General features: G+C 60.7%; 25 protein-coding genes. 11 read left to right on the forward strand and 14 right to left on the reverse strand.

The window, feature by feature from the left end; translation table 11 throughout:
• Positions 1 to 160: 160 nt before the first annotated feature.
• Positions 161 to 772 (reverse strand): glutathione S-transferase family protein, encoded by a 612-nt coding sequence (locus ACIPL2_RS31460; protein ID WP_401363672.1) that lies wholly within the window; start codon positions 770 to 772, stop codon positions 161 to 163.
• A gap of 355 nt (positions 773 to 1127) precedes the next feature.
• Between ACIPL2_RS31460 and ACIPL2_RS31465 the strand changes: the two genes are divergently transcribed.
• The 3 genes from ACIPL2_RS31465 (at position 1128) to ACIPL2_RS31475 (ending at position 4144) form a co-directional block, all read left to right on the forward strand.
• Positions 1128 to 1532, forward strand: coding sequence for a TraR/DksA family transcriptional regulator (locus ACIPL2_RS31465; protein ID WP_007907888.1), 405 nt, complete (start codon positions 1128 to 1130; stop codon positions 1530 to 1532).
• Positions 1533 to 2124: 592 nt separating this feature from the next.
• A complete protein-coding gene (locus ACIPL2_RS31470; protein WP_401363721.1) occupies positions 2125 to 3375 on the forward strand; it encodes a methyl-accepting chemotaxis protein in 1251 nt (416 codons plus the stop codon).
• Between the two features lie 565 nt (positions 3376 to 3940).
• Positions 3941 to 4144: a hypothetical protein gene (locus tag ACIPL2_RS31475; RefSeq protein ID WP_401363675.1), complete on the forward strand. Its 204-nt coding sequence runs from the start codon at positions 3941 to 3943 to the stop codon at positions 4142 to 4144.
• 7 nt (positions 4145 to 4151) lie between these two features.
• Here ACIPL2_RS31475 and ACIPL2_RS31480 read toward each other — a convergent pair whose 3' ends face one another.
• The 4 genes from ACIPL2_RS31480 to ACIPL2_RS31495 all read right to left on the reverse strand — a co-directional run bounded on the left by ACIPL2_RS31480 (position 4152) and on the right by ACIPL2_RS31495 (position 5600).
• Entirely contained in the window at positions 4152 to 4391 is a 240-nt protein-coding gene (locus tag ACIPL2_RS31480) for a DUF2789 domain-containing protein (protein WP_134099589.1), read from the reverse strand.
• Between the two features lie 131 nt (positions 4392 to 4522).
• Positions 4523 to 4753: a hypothetical protein gene (locus ACIPL2_RS31485; RefSeq protein ID WP_033057642.1), complete on the reverse strand. Its 231-nt coding sequence runs from the start codon at positions 4751 to 4753 to the stop codon at positions 4523 to 4525.
• Positions 4754 to 4913: 160 nt separating this feature from the next.
• On the reverse strand, positions 4914 to 5162 hold the full coding sequence (locus ACIPL2_RS31490) for a hypothetical protein (protein ID WP_401363724.1): 249 nt from the start codon (positions 5160 to 5162) through the stop codon (positions 4914 to 4916).
• A 312-nt stretch (positions 5163 to 5474) separates the two neighbouring features.
• Positions 5475 to 5600: a hypothetical protein gene (locus ACIPL2_RS31495; RefSeq protein ID WP_401363727.1), complete on the reverse strand. Its 126-nt coding sequence runs from the start codon at positions 5598 to 5600 to the stop codon at positions 5475 to 5477.
• On the opposite strand from ACIPL2_RS31495, the gene ACIPL2_RS31500 reads away from it, so the two are divergent.
• The 3 genes from ACIPL2_RS31500 to ACIPL2_RS31510 all read left to right on the forward strand — a co-directional run bounded on the left by ACIPL2_RS31500 (position 5574) and on the right by ACIPL2_RS31510 (position 7382).
• Complete coding sequence (locus tag ACIPL2_RS31500) at positions 5574 to 6044, forward strand: hypothetical protein (protein WP_007907879.1); 471 nt, start codon at positions 5574 to 5576, stop codon at positions 6042 to 6044. The two genes, ACIPL2_RS31495 and ACIPL2_RS31500, sit on opposite strands and share 27 nt — an antisense overlap.
• Positions 6044 to 6247, forward strand: a complete 204-nt coding sequence (locus tag ACIPL2_RS31505) for a hypothetical protein (protein ID WP_401363680.1) — start codon at positions 6044 to 6046, stop codon at positions 6245 to 6247. The genes ACIPL2_RS31500 and ACIPL2_RS31505 overlap by 1 nt, the downstream gene beginning before the upstream one ends.
• Before the next feature lie 118 nt (positions 6248 to 6365).
• Complete coding sequence (locus tag ACIPL2_RS31510) at positions 6366 to 7382, forward strand: ABC transporter substrate-binding protein (RefSeq protein ID WP_401363683.1); 1017 nt, start codon at positions 6366 to 6368, stop codon at positions 7380 to 7382.
• Positions 7383 to 7506: 124 nt separating this feature from the next.
• On the opposite strand, the gene ACIPL2_RS31515 is transcribed toward ACIPL2_RS31510, so the two are convergent.
• Both ACIPL2_RS31515 and ACIPL2_RS31520 read right to left on the reverse strand, forming a co-directional pair.
• Entirely contained in the window at positions 7507 to 9654 is a 2148-nt protein-coding gene (locus tag ACIPL2_RS31515) for a TonB-dependent receptor (RefSeq protein ID WP_401363686.1), read from the reverse strand.
• An 89-nt stretch (positions 9655 to 9743) separates the two neighbouring features.
• On the reverse strand, positions 9744 to 10130 hold the full coding sequence (locus ACIPL2_RS31520; protein ID WP_401363689.1) for a DUF2946 domain-containing protein: 387 nt from the start codon (positions 10128 to 10130) through the stop codon (positions 9744 to 9746).
• Between the two features lie 95 nt (positions 10131 to 10225).
• Here ACIPL2_RS31520 and ACIPL2_RS31525 point away from each other — a divergent pair, with 95 nt between their 5' ends.
• Positions 10226 to 10663 (forward strand): DUF3995 domain-containing protein, encoded by a 438-nt coding sequence (locus tag ACIPL2_RS31525; protein WP_401363692.1) that lies wholly within the window; start codon positions 10226 to 10228, stop codon positions 10661 to 10663.
• Positions 10664 to 10774: 111 nt separating this feature from the next.
• On the opposite strand, the gene ACIPL2_RS31530 is transcribed toward ACIPL2_RS31525, so the two are convergent.
• From ACIPL2_RS31530 to ACIPL2_RS31560, 7 genes are all read right to left on the reverse strand, one after another.
• Complete coding sequence (locus ACIPL2_RS31530) at positions 10775 to 11143, reverse strand: Na+/H+ antiporter subunit G (protein WP_401363695.1); 369 nt, start codon at positions 11141 to 11143, stop codon at positions 10775 to 10777.
• Positions 11140 to 11418, reverse strand: a complete 279-nt coding sequence (locus tag ACIPL2_RS31535) for a K+/H+ antiporter subunit F (protein WP_059404782.1) — start codon at positions 11416 to 11418, stop codon at positions 11140 to 11142. Before ACIPL2_RS31535 ends, ACIPL2_RS31530 begins: the two co-directional genes overlap by 4 nt.
• A complete protein-coding gene (locus ACIPL2_RS31540) occupies positions 11415 to 11903 on the reverse strand; it encodes a Na+/H+ antiporter subunit E (RefSeq protein ID WP_401363698.1) in 489 nt (162 codons plus the stop codon). The genes ACIPL2_RS31535 and ACIPL2_RS31540 overlap by 4 nt, the downstream gene beginning before the upstream one ends.
• Complete coding sequence (locus tag ACIPL2_RS31545) at positions 11900 to 13585, reverse strand: monovalent cation/H+ antiporter subunit D (RefSeq protein WP_401363701.1); 1686 nt, start codon at positions 13583 to 13585, stop codon at positions 11900 to 11902. Before ACIPL2_RS31545 ends, ACIPL2_RS31540 begins: the two co-directional genes overlap by 4 nt.
• Positions 13582 to 13926: a Na+/H+ antiporter subunit C gene (locus ACIPL2_RS31550; protein WP_007986256.1), complete on the reverse strand. Its 345-nt coding sequence runs from the start codon at positions 13924 to 13926 to the stop codon at positions 13582 to 13584. Before ACIPL2_RS31550 ends, ACIPL2_RS31545 begins: the two co-directional genes overlap by 4 nt.
• Positions 13926 to 16844, reverse strand: a complete 2919-nt coding sequence (locus tag ACIPL2_RS31555) for a monovalent cation/H+ antiporter subunit A (RefSeq protein ID WP_401363703.1) — start codon at positions 16842 to 16844, stop codon at positions 13926 to 13928. The genes ACIPL2_RS31550 and ACIPL2_RS31555 overlap by 1 nt, the downstream gene beginning before the upstream one ends.
• A 250-nt stretch (positions 16845 to 17094) precedes the next feature.
• A complete protein-coding gene (locus ACIPL2_RS31560) occupies positions 17095 to 18120 on the reverse strand; it encodes a DMT family transporter (RefSeq protein ID WP_401363706.1) in 1026 nt (341 codons plus the stop codon).
• On the opposite strand from ACIPL2_RS31560, the gene ACIPL2_RS31565 reads away from it, so the two are divergent.
• The 4 genes from ACIPL2_RS31565 (at position 18115) to ACIPL2_RS31580 (ending at position 23326) form a co-directional block, all read left to right on the forward strand.
• Positions 18115 to 18678 carry a helix-turn-helix domain-containing protein gene (locus ACIPL2_RS31565; RefSeq protein WP_059404777.1) on the forward strand — a complete coding sequence of 188 codons (564 nt, stop codon included), beginning with the start codon at positions 18115 to 18117 and terminating at the stop codon, positions 18676 to 18678. The genes ACIPL2_RS31560 and ACIPL2_RS31565 overlap by 6 nt on opposite strands.
• 161 nt (positions 18679 to 18839) lie before the next feature.
• A complete protein-coding gene (locus ACIPL2_RS31570; protein WP_401363710.1) occupies positions 18840 to 20243 on the forward strand; it encodes an LLM class flavin-dependent oxidoreductase in 1404 nt (467 codons plus the stop codon).
• A gap of 605 nt (positions 20244 to 20848) precedes the next feature.
• Entirely contained in the window at positions 20849 to 21754 is a 906-nt protein-coding gene (locus tag ACIPL2_RS31575; protein WP_401363713.1) for an acyl-CoA synthetase, read from the forward strand.
• A 141-nt stretch (positions 21755 to 21895) separates the two neighbouring features.
• Positions 21896 to 23326 carry an FAD/NAD(P)-binding protein gene (locus ACIPL2_RS31580; protein WP_401363716.1) on the forward strand — a complete coding sequence of 477 codons (1431 nt, stop codon included), beginning with the start codon at positions 21896 to 21898 and terminating at the stop codon, positions 23324 to 23326.
• The last annotated feature ends 130 nt before the right edge of the window (positions 23327 to 23456 follow it).

Raw genomic sequence — 23456 nt, forward strand, 5'->3', positions numbered from 1 at the left:
GAGTGGGTTGGTTGTTACTTTTCCAGTGGCTGTCAGTCCGCCTTCGCGAGCAAGCCCGCTCCCACATTCGATCTCGGTCGTTCGCAGAATTTGCCTACGCAGAAGATTAATGTGGGAGCGGGCTTGCTCGCGAAGAGGCCCGATCAGTCACAACATCTGTCTACTCAATCGGTGTACTGACAAACGCCTCAAGCCCCTCGGCATACTCGGTAAACGCACTGATCAGCGGAAACTGCCCGGCCTGCACCTGATCTGGCACCACCAGGTTGGTAAAGCTCCAGGCCACCGCCAGGGTAATCCCGTCCTGATCAATCGAGCCATCAGTCTTCAACGGCTGTTTTTCCAGCTCCCGCTCCAGCGCCGAATACGCCGCCGCCAATTGCCCTTCCACCCGCTCCACCCACGGTTCAAATTGAATGTGCGCCGGGCGCAGGGTGCGTTCGTAGTAAATCTGCACGGATTTCTCGCACGCCGCCAACGCCAGGCCGATCAGGCGTAACGCGCGCAGTCGTTGATCAAGGTCGCCGGGCATCAAACTATTGCCCGGCCCGGCCAGTGCTTCGAGGTAATCGATGATCAGCGTCGAGTCGATCAACACTTCACCGTCATCCAGCACCAGGGTAGGGGCCTTGACCACCGGGTTGATCAGCTGGAACAGGTCGAAGTGCCGAAACACCGAAACCGATTCGTGCTCCAACGGAATGCCAAGGCGTTTGGCGGAAATGGCGACGCGCCGCACATAAGGCGAATCCAACATGCCGATCAACTTCATTGAACTGCTCCTTCAGATGACTATTTCAGGACGGACAACCTTAGCTTAGGCTTTGGGCGCCGCAAGCGAGGTGCAGCCGTTTGTCTTCTATATACAGCCGCTCGATTGAATTTCTTGCTATAAACGCACTCCGATAACCACCTCATCGCCTCCCATTGAGTACTTTCGGGGCTTTGTCGGACAAATTCGCTGTCTTTTCAGTTGCTGAGGCCTCAAGTCGGCCTTAGACTGCCGCCCCTCGTAAATTGAGTGCCGGGTGGCGCTTGGAATAAACGGCGCCTTTCCGATGGCCAGACCTGGTCCGCCGGAACGCTCCCTAATTCGCCTTAATGCACGTTTTTTTATAGAGATATCAATGACAAAGGACAAGTTGCTGGCCATGCCGGCGGATGACTACATGAATGCCGAGCAACATGCTTTTTTCTCTGAGCTGTTGCAGAACATGAAAGTCGAAACCCACGAGCGCATCGAGCAGAACCGTATCGCCATCGAAAGCCTGGACACCCCGGCTGACCCGGCCGACGCGGCTTCTGTTGAAGAAGAGCGCACCTGGCTGGTGAACGCGATCGATCGCGACCAGCGCATGCTGCCTCAGTTGGAACAGGCTCTGGAACGCATCAAAGAAGACAGCTTCGGCTGGTGCGACGACAGCGGCGAGGCCATTGGCCTGAAGCGCCTGCTGATCAGCCCGACCACCAAGTACTGCATCGAAGCTCAAGAGCGTCACGAACAGATCGACAAGCACCAGCGTCAGGCCTGATTCAGTAGCGCCTTCATCGCGGGCAAGCCCTGCTCCTACGGATGTGATCTGTAGGAGCAAGGCTTGCCCGCGATGCTTTTCCACGCCTGTGAAAAACCCTCGCACTTCTATTGATCTTCTGCAACGCCCACTACTAATGGACCATAGATAATGGCCCACTAGTGGCGTTTAATGCCGTCACAACAATTAGAAGACGCTTGGGGTGACGAAGATGTCGAGAGACGGATCTCTGGTGAGGCCTGTGCCTGCACCAGCGCTTTTGCCGAAAAACCTCTGGCTGACGCCAACACTGCAAAGCATCGCCCTGATGCTTTTGTTGTGCGGCATGACGCTGGGTGGCCTGTCGCTTTATCTGGGCTTGCCATTGGCCGTGCTGATTATCTGGCTGCCTCGCCTGCGTTCGCGCGCCATTCCTGAGACAACCGCCATCGACAGCTCCAGCGCAATTGCCGAGCTGACTCGCGATCTTTCCTACACCACCAGTCATAACGCTCTGTCGGCTGCCGGCGTGGCGTTTTCGGTCAAGCAACTGGCCGACAAACTGCAATCGCAACTTGGCGCTGCGGCGCAAATTGTCAGCAATGCCGAAGTGATGATTGCCACCGAGCACGCCACTTCGAAACTCAGTCGAGAGGCGCTCAGTGCGGCCAGCGAAGCGCATCAGAGCAGCGCGGCAGGGCGTACGGAGTTGATTGAGTCGATCTCGCGCATGCATCAACTCAGTCAACGCGCCAGCAACAGCCGTGAGCTGATCGAAGCCTTGAGCCTGCGCAGCGACGATATTCAGCGGGTCACTCTGGTGATTCAGTCGATCGCCAGCCAGACCAATCTGCTGGCGCTGAACGCGGCGATCGAAGCGGCGCGGGCCGGGGAACATGGGCGCGGGTTTGCCGTGGTCGCCGATGAAGTGCGCGGACTCGCCGCGCGCACGGCGACGGCGACCGGCGAAGTCGGGGAGATGGTCGCCGACATCCAGCAACGCACTGCGCAAGTGGTGGAGCAGATCCGCCAGCTGTCCAGCGATCTCGACACTGGCGTCGAGCAGGTCGAACACACCGGTCAGCACCTGGAGAACATCGCCCGGCTGGCCGCGGGTGTCGAAAGCCAGGTCGGGGAAATAGCCCGGGGCACGGACACCAACCGCGAACAACTCGACAGCCTGTTTCATGCTATTGAACAGATGCGCAGCGATCTGGCGATCAGCGATCAACAGACTCAGCGTCTGGCCCAGGCGGCCGTGCAAATGGAAGGTCAGGCCGAAACCATCAGCGAACGTCTGGCCGAAGTCGGACTGGATGACTATCACCAACGGATTTATGACTTGGCCCGTGAAGGCGCGAGTCAGATAGCGGCGCGCTTTGAAGCGGATATCGACGCGGCTCGTGTCAGTCTCGACGACCTGTTTGATCGCAATTACCAGACTGTTCCCAATACCAATCCGGTCAAGTATCAGACGCGCTTTGATCGCTACACCGATCAGGTGTTGCCGGCGATTCAGGAACCGTTGTTGCCGCGCCATGAAGGCCTGGTGTTTGCCATTGCCTGTACGCAGCAGGGTTATGTGCCGACCCACAACACGGTGTTCAGTCAGCCGCTGACGGGGGATGCGCAGGTTGATAGCCTGCAAAATCGCACGAAACGCAAATTTGCTGACCGCACCGGGATTCGCTGTGGCAGCCATCAACAGGCGGTGTTGCTGCAAACCTATACCCGTGACACCGGGGAGCTGATGCACGATTTGTCGGTGCCGATCATGGTCAAGGGGCGGCATTGGGGCGGTTTGCGGTTGGGGTATAAGCCGGAAAAGCCTCGTAGGAGCGAGCTTGCTCGCGAAGAACGTTAACGATGACGCGTGCCAACAGGATAAACACCGCGCCTTCAAAACCTTCGCGAGCAAGCTCGCTCCTACAGGGGATCGGTGCGATACAAATAGATGGGTACACACGGTCAATGTAGGAGCTGCCGAAGGCTGCGATCTTTTGATCTTGCCGTTGCTTTGGTTTTTGATCTTGATTTGTTGCCCCTTTCCCAGAGGCCGAACGCAGGCGTTGCGCAGGGGGCAACCCGGCATGGATGCCGGGTTAGCCGCCCCCGGCCATGGATGGCCGATGGCGGCGGGCCCCCGGAGCAATGCCGGAGTGAGGGCATGCCGAGCCTAGGCGAGGCACCGAATGGCGGGGCAAAAGCCCTTGGTTACTTGGGGCTTTTCCAAGTGACCCGCCGTAAGGGCGGAACCCATAGCGGCCGTTACCGAAGAAACGGATATGCCCCCAAGCCAACCCAACCACCAACCCCGCATTATTGCCATTCTGACAATTAATCTGTGCAGCCCAGTCGCTGTTTCCTCGCCCACGAACTCATTACCATGCCCACACAGTTAGGTAGCTAATGAAATTCGGGAGGTCAGCATGCAAAGCAGAGTCGATGTCGCCGTCATGATCGGCAGCGGTGTGCCCGCCAGCCTGCGTGCGATGGGACAAAGTGTCTGCTGGGTAGTACTGCTCAACGGCGAGCGCCGGGGGACGGCATTCTCCAGTCGCGAAGAAGCGCAAGAGTGCAGGGCTGCCTGGCTGGCGCAATTGAACGCCGAAACACCCGACAGCCTGCATTGATCAGAGGCTAGTGAATCTGGTGCATGCGCAGGTTCAGGTCGTCGACCACCCGCGCCCAATCGGCATCTTCACGCAATTGTTCTTTGAGGAAACCGGCTTGTTGCGGTGACCAGAACTCGGCATCGATGAGTTTCTTGTCGTCGGCCAAGGGTGAATGGCTGGCAATGAAATCATCGATGGCTTTCTCGCTGGAATCCAGGCCGAGTTGGTCGAACAAACCTTTCAAGTCATGTGTAGGTGAATCCATCTTCATCTCCTTGCTGGTCGCGCGGGTGCGAGATCTGAGGTGCGGCTTCACTGCATCTGAGGGGGCCGCGCTTCAGGAGTTCGATAGCGATGTTCAACAGCAGGAGTGAGCATAGACCGCAAACCGGACTATCAGGCTTTCAATGCGCCTTCGTCGACGGCAAGCTTCAAGGCCTTGGCGGCCTCCTGGGCGGCGATGGCGGCGACGTCCGACGTCTTGAACCAGCGATCCTTCTCGACCTGGTGATACGTCACGGTGGTCAACGGAGGTTTGGCGCGCATGATAATGACTGCCTGGAATTCGCCTTCGACCTCTCTGGCTTCGCCCCGGATAAAAAATTCACCGATATCAAATTCCGTCACGTAGCTGCCTTCCCTTGGAAATGTTTTGTTGTGTTGAGCGCCGCCCGCCCTGGGGGATGCGCTTCAAATGGTCGGCCAGTATGGCAGTAGTTGCCTGTCGGCGGCTGAGTTAAGTCGCCGGCATGACGAAACGCCTATAGCGATGAACGACACAGCTGTGTCAAATGCAGGATTCGAGTAAACGGGCGAGCGCGCAGGCTTCGTTATGGCTCGTTCGGAATCCTCTGACGCGACCCGTGGAAATTTCCTTGATGTGGAAGAAGGCATTGCCGGCCAGAACCACCTGAAACCGCGGCCGAGCAGGCTCTTCAGGGTAAAATTCATGGTGTTCAAACACCACCGGGTACGCCGTCGATGAGCTGTTTGTATAAGGTGTAGGGGCGGTGGCGAAGTGGGTCAGCGTGCACATGGGAAGTCCTTTTCGTTGTTTTGCCGACGCGTGTACGTCGTAATGGGTAGTCTCGGTGAGCATCGCTGCTCTAGAATCACCGTCACTGGTGGGCGATCGATGTTCATCTAAAGCAATTTTTTGCGGGCGATATGTCGGAAAAGTGCTTTTCTTAAAGAGTTTTTTCCTTAAAGTTGGTAATCCTGTTTTTCTGGCTATTAGCAGGGCGTTTTCCTTCAACCTCTGACGAACACCAGGCAAGACGCCGCGAGTGACATTCCAGTAGTCTTCTCACGCCTCGCGATGGATGAGCCCTCTGCTCGTTTCAGGATTTCAACCCGGGTTATTTGGCGACACCTTCGGCATTGCCGCTTTTTTCTGCCGTGTGCTTTTTTTGCGTGCGGCATCATTTTCAGATGTGGGGATGTTTCCTTGGCAGTAAGTAATCTCGATATGCATGCTTTGTTCGTGCTGGGTGATTTGCGCGCAAAGCTGGTTAAGCAGTTTCAGTCACGTTTCGTTTACATCACCGAACAGAACGCTGAAGGCATTTACATTGCCGAACTCGACACCGAATCAGCGCTGGTGGTCGACGACAAGCCAGGGCTCAAACTCAAGGTCGGCGATCATTTCAGCGCTTCCGTATTGCCCAGTCGCGAAGGCGGCAAGCTGGACATCAAGTTCCGCGAAATCAAACTCACGGTGTACGGGCTCGGGGATTACGCGTTTGTGACCACCGCCGACGGTCACGGCATTGTGTTCAAGGAAGGGCATAGCGTGGTGATGGTGTTTGCCGCCCACCAACAGTTGCAGGAAGGCCTGACCAAAACCCTCAAAGCCGTGACCGCCAAGGCGGCCAAGTGGCGCAAGGGTGAACTGGTGACCTTCAAGGCCAGCGAGTAATGACCGTGGCCCGTGCCGACTTCCACGAACAGAACCGGGCCAGCGCTCAAGCCGAAGCTCAGCGGCTGTTCGACCAGAAGGCCGTTCTGCAGGGCGCCTGGCTGGGGTGGGTGGCGTCGCAGATCTACACGCTGCGTCCGGCGGAGTACGCCAGCATGGTCAGAAGAGAGCTGGCGCGCTTGCAGGAAACTTCTGAAAATTAATCGACGACCCTCGAAAGCAGGAACCTCTACTACAGTCAGTTGACTGAGTATTCAGAGGCTTTGCGGTCTTCTGCCAGGCCATCCTGCTATTGCTGTGAACAGCACGAGGTGCAAAAGCATGAACGGATTTCGACGGTTGCTGGCCGCCACCCTGGCCACGTTCGGATTGTTGGCTTCACCGGTGCCGGTGTTCGCGGCCCAGGGGCCGATCCACTTCGCCGACCTGAACTGGGAAAGCGGCAGTCTGATTACCGACATCCTGCGGATCATTGTCGAGAAGGGCTACGGGCTGCCGACCGACACTTTGCCGGGCACGACCATCACCCTGGAGACCGCACTGGCCAACAATGACATTCAGGTCATTGGCGAAGAATGGGCCGGTCGCAGTCCGGTCTGGGTCAAGGCCGAGGCCGAAGGTAAAGTCGTGAGCCTGGGCGACACGGTCAAGGGCGCCACCGAAGGCTGGTGGGTGCCCGAATACGTGATCAAGGGTGATCCGGCCAAGGGCATCAAGCCACTGGCGCCGGACCTGCGCAGCGTCACCGATCTACCGAAGTACAAAGGCGTGTTCAGCGATCCGGAAACCCCGGGCAAGGGGCGCTTCCTCAACAGCCCGATCGGCTGGACTTCGGAAGTGGTCAACAAACAGAAGCTCACGGCCTATGGCCTGAACGACAGCTATGTGAATTTTCGCAGCGGTTCCGGGGCGGCGCTGGATGCGGAGATCAGTTCGTCGATTCGTCGCGGTAAACCGGTGCTGTTCTATTACTGGTCGCCTACGCCGTTGCTCGGTCGCTTCAAACTGATTCAGCTGGAAGAGCCGCCGTTCGACGCTGAAGCCTGGAAAACCCTGACGGATGCGGATAACCCGAACCCGAAACCGACGCGCTCACTGCCCTCCAAGTTGTCCATCGGCGTGTCTACGCCCTTCCAGAAACAATACCCGCAAATTGCCGAGTTCTTCAGCAAGGTCGACTTGCCGATTGATCCATTGAACAAGTCACTGGCGCAGATGAGCGAAAAACACACCCCGCCACGGCAGGCGGCGGAGGCGTTCATGAAGGCGCACCCGGAGGTGTGGCAGGCTTGGCTGCCCAAGGATGTGGCGGATAAGGTGGCTGCCGAGTTGAAGTGATGGGGTGGGGCTGATGCTGCCTTCGCGAGCAAGCCCGCTCCCACATTTGATTTCGGTCGTTCGCAGAATTCGCGTACATAGGAGATCAAATGTGGGAGCGGGCTTGCTCGCGAAGCTTTTGCTTTTAGAATCGGGTTTGCACCGCCAACTCAAACGTGCGTGGCGTGCCCAGGTAATACGCCGGCGAGACATGCGCAAACTCGGCATACACCTCGTTGGTCAGGTTGCGCACGCGGCCGGTGACGGTGGTGTGCTGATCGACCTTGTAACTGAGGAACGTCCCGAAAAGGGTGTACGACGGCACGGTCAGGGTATTGGCGTTGTCGGCAAACACCGAGGCCACGTACCGCGCATCGACGCCACCTTGCCATTGCGGCGCAAAGTCATAAGTCAGCCACAGATTGCCGACCCGGTCCGGCACGTTGGTCGGTGTGTTGCCTTTGCGTGAAACCACCACGCCGGCGGCATTTTTCTCGGTGAACTCATCGTACTGCGCATCGACCCAGGCGAAGTTGCCCTCGGCCAACAGCCTGTCGGTGATGCGCAACGAACTGGCCAGTTCGATGCCCCTGGACGTCTGCTGACCCACCGGAATGCTGGCGGTCGGGTCCTGCGGGTCGGTCACGGCGAAATCCTTGCGCTCGAGGGTGTACGCCGCCACCGTCGCCGAACCGCGCCCGTCCAGGTAATCAAACTTGCTGCCAACCTCCCATTGCTTGCCCGTCGAGACGTCGAAGTCCTGAGTGCCGTTGGGCTGTTCGGCGGCGGTGCTGTATTGCACGTAGACATTGGCGGACGGAATGAACTGGTAGGTCAGGCCGACCCGGCCGGTCACCGGCTCCCAGCTGCGTTTCAGGTGCCGGGGATTGCTGGCGGTCACTTCCCGGTGATTGGTCACGTCGAGGTCGATGGCGTCGTAGCGCACACCGGTCAGCAAAGCCAGTTTGTCGGTCAGCGCCAACCGGTTCTCGGCGAACAGGGCTTTGGTCGTGACTTCGTTGGTCTTGTCACTGACAAAACCCTGCCGGGTGCCAGGAATGTCATAGAAATGCCCCGGCTGAAAGTGGTTCGGGTCGACCGTGCTCGCGCCTTTGACGTTCAGCGGCGAGTTGGTGGTCTGGTTGACCTTGTACTCGAAACCGCCGCTCCAGGTGGTGTCCAGTCCGAACAGCGTGGTGTCGTGACGCAGTTCGAACTGGTTGCCGTTCTGCTCACCCTGGTGCCGAACCTGATACGCCGTGGAACGGTTCACCGCGCTGTTATCGGCGGTGTACTGGTAGGTTTCGAGGTTGCGGTAATCCCGCTGGCTGTCGAGGTGGTAGAGGGTGTTGCGCAGGGTGGTGCTGTCGTTGATCCGGTAGTCGATGATCGAGCGCACCCAGATGGTGCGTTGCTCGTAGCGCCCGTCCTCGACGTTGTAGTTGTTGAAGCGGTTGTGCTTGTCGATCTTCAACTCGCCGGCCTTGGGGTTGAGCACCGGCGTGCCCCAGTAAGGGCTGTCTTCATGTTCGTCCTGATATTCCAGGGCCAGGGTGTGGGACAGGTTGGGCGTCAGGTCACTGAGCAAGGAAAACGCCACGCTCCAGGCATCGCGCTCCTGACGGTCGATGTAGCCGTTGCCGGTGTTGTGGCTGACGTCGAGGCGTGCGTAGTGCTGCACGTCCGCGCTGGCATCGCTCAGCGCGTGGTTGAGGCCGAACGCCGTCTCGGTGGTGTCGTACGTGCCGTAGCTGACCCGGCCTTCGACAGCTTGCTCTTCACGGGTCGCCAGTTTGGTCACGTAGTTAAGCGAACCGCCCACGGAGCCGGCGCCGTTGATCAGTGACGACGGGCCGCCCACCAGTTCCACCCGGTCGTAAATCCACGCATCCACCGGCCGCGCAAGGCCGCCGGAAACGTTGATGCCGTTGAACATCTGGGTGATCTGGCTGCTGGTGAAACCGCGATAAGAGACGAACCCGCCGAAGCCCGGTGGTGCGCTGGCATTGACCCCGGGCAGGGTGTTCGCCGCGTCCTGGAAATTCTGTGCGCCGTGGCGCTCGATGTCGTTACGGTTGGCGATGGCGACAGACGCCGGGGTTTCACGCACGCTCAAGCCCAGTCGCGAGGCCATGCCGCTGGACTGATCGAGACTCAGGCCCGGTTCGGTGCCGGACTCGCCATCAATGGTGATCGGCGCCAGATCGATGGAGGCTTGCGCCCAGGTGTTAACAGACACGCAGCCGAACAGGCTGGCCAGTAAAGGACTTTTTAATAAAGAAAGGGGTTTCATCGGTAAATCCTGAAGGCTCGGCTAAGAAACAGCGCACACACAAACGCCACGCGTTGGCGAGGTGGGCTGATCGGTAAAAGCGAAGAGACTCAGGCGAGCGGCGGTGCGCGGGGATTGGCCGAGGGCCAGGTGAAGCGGGCAGGGAGGTCAGCGTTGGCGATGACGGCCAGGGGCGGGCTGTGTTGCTGCGGGAGAATCGCCAGGGTCAGGCTGGAGTTGAGCGCCGGGCCCATGCCGCCGGTGGAGCACAGCGGACAGCCGAATGCCTTGGACAGCGTCGGCAGTTGCTCTTCGGAGGTGTTCGACGAGGCCGGCGCCTGGGTGGCCGGGTCGACCGCACAGAACTGGCCGCCGATGCCGTTGAGCTGCATCCCGACCATTTGCCCGTGACCGATGCTGCAGGCGAACACATTGAACAGGACGCAGCAATAGAGCATCCAGGCAATGAGTGAGCGATCGGTTCGGGCGAATTTCATGGAGCGGCACTTTACCACCGCATGCGACGAATACCCTTACAAAATCATCCAATGAAGTTCATCCTGCTGCGACATTTCACGCAGGATGTCTGAATATGAGCCTAATGGTCGCGCAATGGATGGCTGCAATCTTCCTGTTGATCAGCCTGGTCCACCTGTACTGGGCGGCGGGTGGCAAGTTGGGTAGCGAGGCGGCGGTGCCGCGCCTGCCCGCAGAAGACGGGCGGGAGTCAAGGCCGGCCTTCAAGCCTTCGGGCTTTGCCACGCTGTTGGTGGCGGTGGGTTTGCTGCTGATCGCGATGCTGGTGTGCCTGCGGGTCGGCTTGTATCTGCCGACGGTGCATCACTGGTCGCTGCAATGGGTGATCAGCGCCATGGCGATGCTGATGTTCGCCCGGGCAATCGGCGATTCGAACCTGGTGGGATTCTTCAAGCAGGTCAAGGATTCGAAATTTGCCCGGCTCGACACCTGGGCCTATTCGCCGTTGTGTGTGGTGTTGGGGGCCGGGTTGTTGGCCGTTGCCTGGATCTGAGTCGCGGCTGAAAAGCTTCGCGGGCAAGCCTCGCTCCTACAGATCACCCAATGCGTAACGTGTAGGAGCGAGGCTTGCCCGCGAAGAGGCCCGCCCAATCAACGCAAACCTCTAAACCTGACTCCCGGTGTCGGAGCGCCGACTACTCACCTCAGCCGGCACATCATCCCCGGCCATGCGCTTGCGAAATAAGGCCGCCCTGGCCAGTAGCAGCGTGGTCACCGGTACCGTAATCGCCAGCAGAATCGGAATCAGCCAGGCATGCAGCACCGGCGCGGATTTCAGTGCCGAAAAGTAAACGATCGAGGCCAACGCCACGCACCACGCGCCCAAGGTCGAGGCCAGGGCCGGTGGGTGCATGCGCTGGAAGTAATCCTTCATCCGCACCAGGCCAATCGCCCCGATCAACGCAAACAGGCTGCTGAGCACCAGCAGGATCGCCACCGGAATTTCCACCCACAGAGACAGTTCCGCGTTCATTCGATGACCTCGCCACGCAGGAGGAATTTCGCCAGGGCAAACGAGCCGACGAAGCCGAACAGCGCAATCAGCAGCGCCGCCTCGAAATACGTGTCACTGGCATAGCGAATCCCCAGCGCCAGCATCATCAGCATTGCGATGATGTACAGGTAATCCAGCGCCAGGACCCGGTCTTGGGCCGACGGCCCTTTGAACAGGCGGATCAGGGTCAGAATCATCGCCAGCGAAAAAATAAACAGGCTCAGCAGGATCGCGTTCGACAACAACGGGCTCATTCGAAGATCTCCATCAAGGGGCGCTCGTAAGTCGCCTTGAAGTGCTCGATAAACAGCGCTTCGTCCTCCAGATCGAAGACATGCAGCAACAGGATGCTGCGATCCAGCGCCAGTTCCGACCAGACCGTGCCGGGCACCACCGTGCAGATCATCGACAGCGCCGCCAGGCCGTTGGCATCGCGCAAGTCCAGCGGCACCTTGATGAACTGCGAGCGCGGCGGGCGGCGACCAGCATTCAGCACGCCCCAGGCCACGGCGAGGTTCGACACCAGCACGTCGCGACCGACCAGGAAGAACAAACGCAGAATGACCCCGGGCCGACCAATGCGGATCGGCAGTGGCCGCAGCTTGCGCATCATCAGCGGTGCACAGAAGCCCAGCACCGCGCCCATGAGCAGATTGCCGGGGCTCATCGACAGGTTCAGCACCAGCCACAACAACCACAGGGCCAGCGACAACCACGGCGCAGGAAACACACGCTTCATGGCTGCACCTCCAGCATCGCGGCCCGGGCTTCAGGGCTCGGCACCGCACGCGTGCCGAGCACCGCCATCACGTATTGCTGCGGGTTGTTCAAGGCATCCGCCGCAGCCTGGGTGTAGCGCAGCAGCGGTTCCGCCTTGAACGTCAGGGCAATGCTCAAGCCCAGCAACGCAATGATCGGCACGCATTCGAAGCGGCGCAACAATGGCGATGGCCGTTCTTCGGGCGTCCAGAAACGCTGGATGCCCAAGCGCGAGAAGGCGATCAACGACGCCAGCCCGGAGAGGATCAGCAACGCCAGCAAGCCCCACGCCGCGTTCGACACCGGCGTATCACCGCCATTGCCCAGGCCCAGCGGGTTGAGCAGGGCGCTGAGCAGGCTGAGCTTGCCGATAAACCCGGACAGTGGCGGCATGCCGATGATCAGCAATGAGCAGGCAATGAAACTCAAACCGAGAAAGGCCATGGTCCAGGGAATCACTTGGCCGACTACGGCTTTCTGTTCGTCGTCGAGGTTGATGCCTTTGGGCGGTTGCAGGGATTCCATCGGCCGTGGCAGCAGGTCGCCGTCATCGTACAGCGGCATTTCATTGGCCGACCGCGAACGCTCGATCAACTCGGCCAGCAAGAACAGCGCGCTCAGCGCCAGGGTCGAGCTGACCAGGTAGAACAGCGCCGCGCCAATCAGGTTCGGCTGGGCGAACCCGATGGCCGACAGCAGGATCCCCGCCGACACCAGAATGCTCAGGCTGGCCAGGCGTTCCAGGCGCTGTGCCGCGAGGATCGCCACGGCGGCGCAGACGATGGTCGCCATGCCGCCGTAGATCAGCCAGTCGCCGCCAAAATACGCCGACGCGCCGGCCTGGCCGGAGAACAGCAACGTCCACAGGCGCAGCAAGGTGTAGATGCCAACCTTGGTCATGATCGCGAACATCGCCGCCACCGGAGCGCTGGCTGCTGAATAGGCCGGCACCAGCCAGAAATTCAGCGGCCACATCCCGGCCTTGGCCAGGAACGCGACCGCGAGAATCCCCGCGCCGGCATGCAGCAGGCCGCGATCGGCTTCCGGCACCAGCGGGATTTTCAGCGCCAGGTCGGCCATGTTCAGGGTGCCGGTAACGCCGTAGATCAACGCCGCGCCAATCAAAAACAGCGACGAGGCCAGCAGGTTGATCGAGATGTAATGCAGGCCCGACGACACCCGCGCCCGGCCGGAGCCGTGCAACATCAGGCCGTAAGAAGCGGCCAGCAGCACTTCGAAAAACACAAACAGGTTGAACAGATCGGCGGTCAGGAAGGCGCCATACAGGCCCATCATCTGAATCTGGAACAGCGCGTGGAAGCTCGAACCGGCGCCATCCCAACGGGCCATGGCGAACAGCAGGGCGCTGACGCCGATGATTCCGGTCAACACCAGCATCATCGCCGACAGGCGATCGACCACCAGCACAATTCCGAACGGCACTTGCCAGTTGCCCGGCAGGTACACGCCGATGGAACCGGGCACGCCGGTTTCCTGGGTCCATTGCAGCAACAGCACGGCAATGCCCAACCCGACCAGGCTGGAGAACAGGTTGATCTTGGCTTTGAGCGGCCGATGTTTCTCGCCCAACATCAGCATCACGGCGGCGGTCAGTAGCGGCAGCAGAATCGGCGCGGCGATCAGGTGCGTCATCACATTCATTCTTTCGGCTCCCGGCCATCCACATGGTCGGTACCGGTCAGGCCCCGGGAGGCGAGCAACACCACCAGGAACAACGCGGTCATGGCAAAACTGATGACGATCGCGGTCAACACCAGCGCTTGCGGCAACGGATCGGTGTAGTGCAACAGGTCCTGGGGCACGCCGTCCTTGATGATCGGTTCCTTGCCGATGAACAGGCTGCCCATGCTGAAGATGAACAGGTTGACGCCATAGGACAGCAGGCACAGGCCCATGACCACCTGGAACGTCCGTGGCCGCAGGATCAGCCAGACGCCGGACGCCGCCAGTACGCCGATGGCGATTGCGATGACTTCTTCCATCAGACGGTTCCTTTCATGGCGACGGCTCTCGGCAGGGCCGCTGTTTTGTGGCCGCGTACCGATTGGTGGGCGAGGGCGGTGAGGATCAACAGCGTCGAGCCGACCACCACGGCGTACACGCCGATGTCGAAAAACAGCGCACTGGCGATGTGAATGTCGCCCAGCACCGGCAGTTCGACATGCCAAGTGTGGGTGGTCAGGAACGGATAGCCGACGGCCATCGCCCCGAGCCCGGTCGCCGTGGCAAACAGCAGCCCGGTGCCCATCCAGCGCAGCGGTCGCAGGCTCATTTGCGCCTCGACCCACTGAGTACCGGCGACCATGTATTGCAGGATGAACGCCACCGACATCACCAGGCCCGCGACAAACCCGCCGCCCGGTTGATTGTGCCCGCGCATGAACAAGTAGACCGACACCACAAACGCAATCGGCAGCAGCAGGCGCACCAGCACCGCCGGGACCATCATGAAGCCGAGCGCGGTGTCGCTGGCGTGACGCGGGTTGACCAGGTCGGTGACCACGTCAGGCGCAAGCAGGCGCTGTTGGGCCGGCAACTGCAGGCTTTCTTTCGGTGGGCGGAAGCGCCGCAGCAGGGCAAACACGGTCAGCGCCACGGCCACCAGCACGGTGATTTCACCGAGGGTGTCGAAGCCACGGAAGTCCACCAGCATCACGTTGACCACGTTGCTGCCGCCGCCTTCCGGCAAGGCGCGGCTGAGGTAGAACGAAGAAATGTCGTTCGGCGTCTGCCGCGTCAGCATCGCGTAGGCCAACAACGCCATGCCGCCACCGACCACGGTCGACAGCAGCAAGTCGCGGATACGGCGGATGCGCGCCTTGCGCAAACTGCTCGGCAATGGCGAGACCTCTTCGATCCGTCGCGGCAGCCAGCGCAGGCCGAGCAGGATCAGCACGGTGGTCACCACTTCAACCACCAGTTGTGTCAGGGCCAGGTCCGGCGCCGAGAACCAGACGAAGGTGATGCAGGTCATCAGGCCGCAGACGCTGACCATGGTCAGGGCCGCGAGCCGGTGATACTTGGCTTGCCAAGCGGCACCGAGGGCACAGGCAATCGCCAGTAGCCAGAGCGTCACGAACACGATCGAGCCCGGAATCTTCGGCCGGTCGCCCCAGCTCAGGCTGCTGTGGAGCATCGGGATCAACCCGGCCAGCACGGCGACGAGCACCATCAGGAACAATTGGCTTTGCAGGCGCTTGGTGCTGATCCGCCGCTCCAGGCGACGTCCCAAACGCATCATGACCACCAGGCTGCGCTCGAACAGGCGCTTGCCGTTGAACCGGCCAATGATCGGCGGGTACTTGAAGCGCCCGCGCTTGAGCTGATTGCGCAACAGCAGATAAAGCACGATGCCGCCGGACATGGCGATCAGGCTCATGATCATCGGCGCGTTCCAGCCGTGCCAGATCGCCAGGCTGTATTCCGGCAAGGTTCCACCGACCACGGGCAACGCCGCGGCGGCGAGCAACGGGCCGACCACTTGCGCCGGGAAAATCCCCACCACCAGGCAAGCGAACACCAGCAACTCCACCGGCGCGCGCATCCAGCGTGGCGGTTCGTGCGGGGTGTGCGGCAGGTCGGTGGCGGTCGGGCCGAAGAACACATCAACGGTGAAGCGCAGGGAGTAGGCGACGCTGAACGTCCCGGCGATGGTCGCGACGATCGGCAGGGTCATCTCGACCCAGGCGGTGGCGTTGATGAACACGGTTTCGGCGAAGAACATCTCTTTCGAGAGGAAGCCGTTGAGCAGCGGCACGCCGGCCATCGAGGCGCTGGCGACCATGGCCAGGGTGGCGGTGAACGGGATCAGTTTGATCAGGCCGCTGAGTTTGCGAATGTCGCGGGTGCCGCTTTCGTGGTCGATGATCCCCGCCGCCATGAACAGCGAGGCCTTGAAAGTGGCGTGGTTGAGGATGTGGAACACTGCGGCCACGGCGGCCAGCGGACTGTTCAGGCCCAGCAGCAGGGTGATCAGGCCGAGGTGGCTGATGGTCGAGTAGGCCAGCAGGCCTTTGAGGTCGTTCTGGAACATCGCGCAATAGGCGCCGAGCAACAGGGTGCAGGCGCCGGCGCCGCTGACGATGTAGAACCATTCTTCGCTGCCGGAGAGTGACGGCCAAAGCCGTGCCAGCAGAAACACCCCGGCCTTGACCATGGTTGCCGAGTGCAAATACGCCGAGACCGGCGTTGGCGCCGCCATGGCGTGGGGCAGCCAGAAGTGGAAGGGGAATTGCGCGCTTTTGCTCAGGGCGCCGATCAGGATCAGGGGCAGCAGAATGGGGTAGAGGGCATGTGCGCGAATCAGCTCGCCGGCGGCCAGGACCTTGTCCAGGTCATAGCTGCCGACCACATGGCCAAGCAGCATGACCCCCGCCAGCAAACACAAACCGCCGGCGCCGGTGACCATCAGCGCCATATAAGCGCCACGTCGCGCATCGGAGCGGTGGTGCCAGTAGCCGATCAACAGAAAAGAGAAGAGGCTGGTCAGTTCCCAGAAAAACACGATCTGGATCAGGTTGCCGGAGATCACCAACCCGAGCATGGCGCCCATGAACGCCAAGAAAAACGCAAAGAAGCGTGGCACCGGATCGTCCGGCGACATGTAGTAGCGGGCGTACAACGACACCAGCGTGCCGATGCCCAGCACCAGCATCGAGAACAGCCAGGCGAAGCCGTCCATGCGCAGAACGAAGTTCAGGCCGAGGCTGGGTAACCAGAAGAATTCTTCGCGAATGACGCCGCCGTGGGCGATTTGCGGGTACAAGAGGGCGACCTGAACGGTGCCAATCAAGGCGACCAGGCCAGCCAGCAGCGATTCGGTGTTGCGCGCGTTGTGTGGCAGCAAGGCGGCCAGACAGCTGCCGATAAAAGGCAGAAGCAGTAGAACTATCAGGGACATAGGCTTCTAATCTGCGGAAGTTTGTGAAGCATCATACGTGCCAGTCCCCGGATCACCAAACGCCAAGCTGTCGCAGAATCCTACAAAGTAGCTGGAAAATTCCTGTTATTCATTGTTTCAAAGGTTTGTATTCGGCAGGTCCGGCCCCTTCGCGGGCAAGCCTCGCTCCTACAGATCTTGGAGCGACGAGACCTGTAGGAGCGAGGCTTGCCCGCGAAGGCGATTTACCCGCCGCTAAAGATCTTGAAGCTTAACCTTGTGTCTCCCGCTCCAACGCTTCCTCAGTCGCAACCACCTTACCCCTGGTCTTCAACTCACTGACAATCACCGCCGCCACAATCAACCCCGCGCCCACCAGCGCAATCGCCGGCAACCGTTCCCCGGCAATCCGCCCGACAATCCCGGCCCACACCGGCTCACCGGCATAGATCAACGTCGCCCGCGTCGGCGAAACACTCTTTTGCGCCCAGTTCATCGCCACCTGAATCGCCGCACTGGCCGCGCCGAGCCCCAGCGCGCTGCACAACAGCAACCATGAAAAGCCCGGAATCACTTCCTGAGTCGGCACCACCAGCAGGAACGACAGCACCGAAGTCACCGCCAGTTGCACCACCGTCACCCGACGCACATCGACCTGGCCGGCATAAGTGCTGATCAGGATAATTTCTGCGGCAATCGCCACCGCGCTGATCAACGTGGCAATTTCGCCCGGGCTGAAATTGAAAGACGCACCGGCAGGCCCCGACAGCAACATCAACCCGGTAAACGCCAGCATGATCCCGATGCTCGGCATCAAACCCGGACGCCGCCCCAGCACCAGCCATTGCAGCAACGGCACGAACGGCACGTACAACGCAGTGATAAACGCCGACTGACTGCTGGGAATGGTCTGCAACCCGACGGTCTGCAAGCCATAACCGAGCATGATCGCCACGCCGATAAAGGCCCCGGCCTTGAGTTCGAACAGGGTCAGGTCGCGCAGGTGCCGCCAGGAGAACAGGGCGACGATGATCGCCGCCGCGGCAAAGCGCAGGCCGACAAAGAACATCGGCCCGCTGACGGTCATTGCATGCTGGACCAGCAAAAAGGTCCCGCCCCACACCATGGTGATCAGCACCAGCACGCACTCGGCCTTGCTGAACCGGGAGAAACGGGAAGAAGCCTGGGAGGAGTTCACCGACGTCATGACCTTGCGCGCTACCTGAGGGGGACGCACAATGCGCCGAATGTTGCGCAGTATACTGCCCAACCCTACCAAGTGAGCAATATAGTGCACAAAGATTCCACACAACGGGCTTCGGTCCTTCAGCACGTCAGCCAGAACGTTCGACGCTTGCGCCATGCCGCCGACATGAGCCAGACCGCGCTGGCCGAAAAATCCGGCGTCAGTCGCCGGATGCTGGTGGCGATCGAGGCGGGCGAAAAGAATGTCAGCCTGACCACCCTCGACCGCGTGGCCGAAGCACTGGACGTGGCGTTCAGCGACCTGATCCAGGCCCCCGACGTCCGCGATTACAGCCGCATCAATGAAGTCGCGTGGGCCGGTATGATTGCCGGCAGCAAGGCCGTTCTACTGTCTAGGGCCACCGCCACTCGCGAAGTGGAACAATGGGAATGGTGCCTGCAACCGGGCGAAATCTACCCGTCGCAACCGGATGCCGATGGCTGGAGCGAACAGATTTACGTGTTCGAAGGCTGCCTGACCTTGATGCTCGGCGACACGCCGCACGAGATCGCCGCCGGCGAGTTCTATATGTTCGCCAGCAACCAGCCGCATGCCTATCGCAACGATGGGGCGGTGGCGGCGCGGTTCGTCAGAAACGTGGTGATCTAACTGTTCGCCGATCAACAGCGGATCGACACTTTGCTGGTTTAAAGCTCCAAGTCTTTCTCGAATGATCATTCAAGCTACTGAAATAAAACGAATTTTATTTCAGGCACGACTCCTGCAGAAGCTCTGGGTATTTCATCCCCCAGTTTCAGGAGCGCCGTTTGATGGCCCGGGAAATTCGTCTCAACGCTTTTGACATGAACTGCGTCGGCCACCAGTCGCCGGGGTTGTGGGCGCATCCGCGTGATCGTTCGTGGCAGTACAAGGACCTGGAATACTGGACCGATCTGGCGAAGATTCTGGAGCGCGGCAAGTTCGACGGTTTGTTCATTGCCGATGTGCTGGGCATCTATGACGTCTACAACGGCAACGGTGACGCGGCGATCCGTCAGGCGGCGCAGGTGCCGGTCAACGATCCGCTGCAACTGATCCCGCCGATGGCGTTGGTCACCGAACACCTGGGTTTCGGCCTGACCGCGTCGCTGTCGTTCGAGCATCCGTATCCGTTCGCCCGACGCCTGTCGACCCTCGATCACCTGACCAAGGGCCGCGCGGGCTGGAACATCGTCACCTCGTACCTGGAGAGCGGCGCGAAGAACCTCGGCCAGAAAGCCCAGACCGAACACGACGCGCGTTACGACTTCGCCGAAGAGTACCTGGAGGTTTGCTACAAACTCTGGGAGGGCAGTTGGGAAGAGGGTGCGATCCTGCGCGATCGCGAGCGCCGGATCTTTAGCGACCCGAGCAAGATTCATGAGATCCAGCACGTTGGCAAACACTTCCAGGTGCCGGGGATTCATCTTTGTGAGCCTTCGCCGCAACGCACGCCTGTGCTGTATCAGGCCGGCGCGTCGAGCCGTGGCAAGCAGTTTGCGGCTGAACATGCCGAATGCGTGTTTGTCGCCGCACCGTCGAAAGTGCTGCTGAAGAAGACCGTTGCGGACATCCGTCGCCGTGCCGCCGAGGCCGGGCGCGATCCGTCGAAGATTCTGATCTTCAACCTGCAAACGGTGATCCTCGGCGAGACCGACGCCAAGGCCAAAGCCAAATTCGAAGAGTACAAAACCTGGGTCAGCTATGAAGGGGCCATGGCATTGATTTCGGGCTGGACGGGGATCGATTTCAGTCAGTTCAAACCGGATGAACCGCTGAAGCATGTGCATACCAACGCGATTCAATCGGCGGTGGAGGCCTTTTCGACAGCGGATCCGAACAAGGTCTGGACCCCCAATGAACTGGCCGATTGGGTGGGCATCGGTGGTTTTGGCCCGCTGTTTGTCGGCAGCCCCGAGACTGTCGCCGACCTGCTGCAGGAGTGGGTCGAAGAAACCGATGTGGACGGCTTCAACCTGGCCTATGCACTGACCCACGAAACCTTCATCGATGCGGTGGACCTGCTGGTGCCGGAGTTGCAGAAGCGCGGCGCGTACAAAACCGACTACGCGCCGGGGACCCTTCGCGAGAAACTGTTCGGCGAAGGACCGCGCTTGCCGGACATCCACCCGGGAAGTGGCTATCGCGACCTGGCGGCGTTGCGTCAGCAGGACAGGAAAGTGGTGTCCGCCTAGATCCCGTCGCGAGCAAATACCGAGCCCGGCAAAGATCCCATGTGGGAGCGGGCTTGCTCGCGAAGAGGCCGGCACAGCCAACATCGATGTCGCCAGCCAGATCGCTTTCGCGAGCAAGCCCGCTCCCACAGGTAATCGGTGTCGTACACAAATACCGAGCCCGGCAAAGATCCCATGTGGGAGCGGGCTTGCTCGCGAAGAGGCCGGCACAGCCAACATCGATGTCGCCCGCCGGATCGCTTTCGCGAGCAAGCCCGCTCCCACAGGTAATCGGTGTCGTACACAAATACCGAGTCCGGCAAAGATCCCATGTGGGAGCGGGCTTGCTCGCGAAGAGGCCGGCACAGTCAACATCGATGTCGCCAGCCAGATCGCTTTCGCGAGCAAACCCGCTCCCACAGGTAATCGGTGTCGTACACAAATACCGGCAAAGATCCTATGTGGGAGCGGGCTTGCTCGCGAAGAGGCCGGCACAGTCAACATCGATGTCGCCAGCCAGATCGCCTTTGCGAGCAAGCCCGCTCCCACATTGGATCGGCGTCGTTTCACAGGTTCTGGCCCAGCGGACTACCGCACGCTTTTGTCCATGAACAGGAGGTCAATTCATGAGCGTGCATGAACTCAAGCGTCCGTCGAATGCGGACATCACCGAGTGGCAGGTCAATGTACCCCGAGCCCTGGAGCAATTGCGTCACTGGGCCCAGGTCAGTCCGTTGCAACCGGCACTGCGGCACAAGCGTCACGGGCAGTGGCTGGTCTGGCGCTGGATTGATGTGTTGCGCGATGTCGAGCGCCTGGCCGATGGTTTGCGTCAGCAGGGTTTTACCGAGGCGTCGCGGCTGGCCCTCAGCGGCGCCTTCGAACCGAACCTGTTGCAGCTGGCTTTGGCCGCGCAACACCTCGGCGGTGAAGTGTTGACGCTACCGGACAATCTCGAACCCGAGGACCTGCACAGAGCCCTGTGGCGCAGTCGTCCGACTCACGCTTTCGTCCACGGTCGACAGGCGCAACAACTGTGGATCAACCACGGCCAGTCGCTGCTCAATTTCACCGAACTGCTCGGCCCGACAGAACCCCCGCAACGCCTCAACCGCTGGACGCAAGGGGTTCAACTGTGGAGCGAAGAGGGCACCCAATGGCAAAACGGCCTGACGGTGTTGCTTGAGCAATGGTTGAGCCGCGGCCACTCCCTGGCCTTCCCGGAACACCCCGGCAGCGCCCGCCGCGACCGTCGTGAAGTGGCGCCCTCAGGGCTGCTGCTTTCCACCGAAGGCCTGCAACGGCTGGCCGCCGACATCGAAAGCCGTCTCGCGCCCCAAGGCACGTGGCGCCGGCGCCTCTGCGACTGGGCCATTGCCCATCCGGAACGCGGACTGCGACGCCTGATCAAAAACGTTGTTCGCCGGCGGCTGGGCTTTCACAACCTGGATTTCATCTGGCAAGCCACCCGCAGCCCTGACGCTATACCGAAGCCCATCTGGCTCGCCGAATTCAAACAGGACAGCGCATGAACTCGACCAATACGATCCAGTCAGCGCCAGCGTGTCCTACTTTGGTACTGTTTGATGAATCTTCCCTGGGTTTGGCGCTTATGATCGTCCAGGCGATCGGCATGACTTCTATCCAGCTAAACACTGATCAGCGAGAACGGCATGAGTGAAACCCAAAACGGACAGGCGACTCCCGCCATCCGTCACGCAGACATCCTGATCGTCGGCGGCGGCCTCAGCGGCGCGATGCTGGCGGCGCAATTATTGCGTCTGCCCGGTAAGCGTCAGGTGCTGGTGATCGAACCCCGGGCCGAATTGGGCCGGGGCGAGGCGTACAGTGCGGTCGAGTTGGGCCATACGCTCAACGGTAACGCGGCGCGCATGAGCGTCGACCCGGACAACGCCGACGATCTGACCCAATGGCTGACCGACTACATCGCGGCCGGTGGCTGGCCCGAGTCTGACGAGCAACATGTGCCGATCAGCGAACTGTTTCCGCCACGGGGGATTTTTGGCCTGTACGTGCAGCAGCGTCTGGCCGAAGCGCAAGCCGTTGGGGCCTCGAACGGTTCAACGGTCGAACACGTGCGGGCTGAGGTGGTTGATCTGCAAACCCATGACGACGCAGTGAGCCTGACTTTGAGTGACGGTCAGCGTTTGCAGGGGGCTTTTGCGGTGTTGGCGACCGGGATGTTCCCCGCCGCGCGCACGCCGCAAACCGAATCCAGCGGCCTGAACGCCGCGGCAATGGATCCGTGGGACGTCGCCGCCATGCGGCAACTCGATCCGCAGTCGACGGTGCTGATCATCGGCTCGGGCCTGACCATGATCGACGCCGTGGTATCGCTGGAACAGGCCGGGCATCGCGGGCCGATCGAAGTGTTTTCCCGCCATGGCTTGCTGCCGCATGTGCGTCGGCAACCGCCGGCCTGGGTGGATTTTCTCGCCGAGGATCACAGCCTCCGCACACCCCGTCAGCTGGTGCGCGAACTGCGTCGGCATTGCCGGGAAGCCATCGCCCAAGGCATCGACTGGCAGGCGCCACTGGATACGGTGCGCGCGCACATCGGCCGCTTGTGGAACCAGGCGACTGACCTGCAGCGTCGGCAATTTGTGCGGCATGTGCGGCCGTGGTGGGAGAGTCATCACCACCGCTCGCCGCCGTTGAGTGCAGAGTTGGTGGCGCGGTTGCATGGGGAAGGGCGGTTGCGCATTCAGGCCGCTTCGTTCAAGGGGCTGGAGCGTTCCTTGGCAGGTGAAGTCAGTATCCGGATCCGGCGTCGTGGCGAGGCTGAAACGTGCGTCGTCAGTGGCGCGGCGTTGATCAATTCCAGCGGTATCGAGTACGACTGGCGTCGGGTGGCGCGACCGTTGCCGCAGCAATTGCTGGCGCGTGGGTTGATTCGGCCGGGGCCGTTGGCGTTGGGGATTGCGGCGGCGGTTGACGGTGCGGTGCTGGATGCCGATGGGCAGGTCGCCAGCCGGTTGTTTGCGATGGGGCCGCCGTTGCGTGGGATGTGGTGGGAGAGCACGGCGGTGACGGATGTGGCGAGTCAGGCGCAGGCGTTGGCAGCTCGCCTGGCTTCTTTTTGATTAGGCGGCGTAGCCATTTTTGTGGTGGCGCCGGCCGGGAGTGTCATAAATTTTGTGTTCGGGCATAACATGTTGCAGAGGTGCATGTATGCCGACCAAAAAGAAACCGGCCAGTAAGGCCCAGCGTGAC

It is taken from the genome of Pseudomonas sp. NPDC086251 (assembly GCF_044746405.1).
GTDB lineage: Bacteria > Pseudomonadota > Gammaproteobacteria > Pseudomonadales > Pseudomonadaceae > Aquipseudomonas.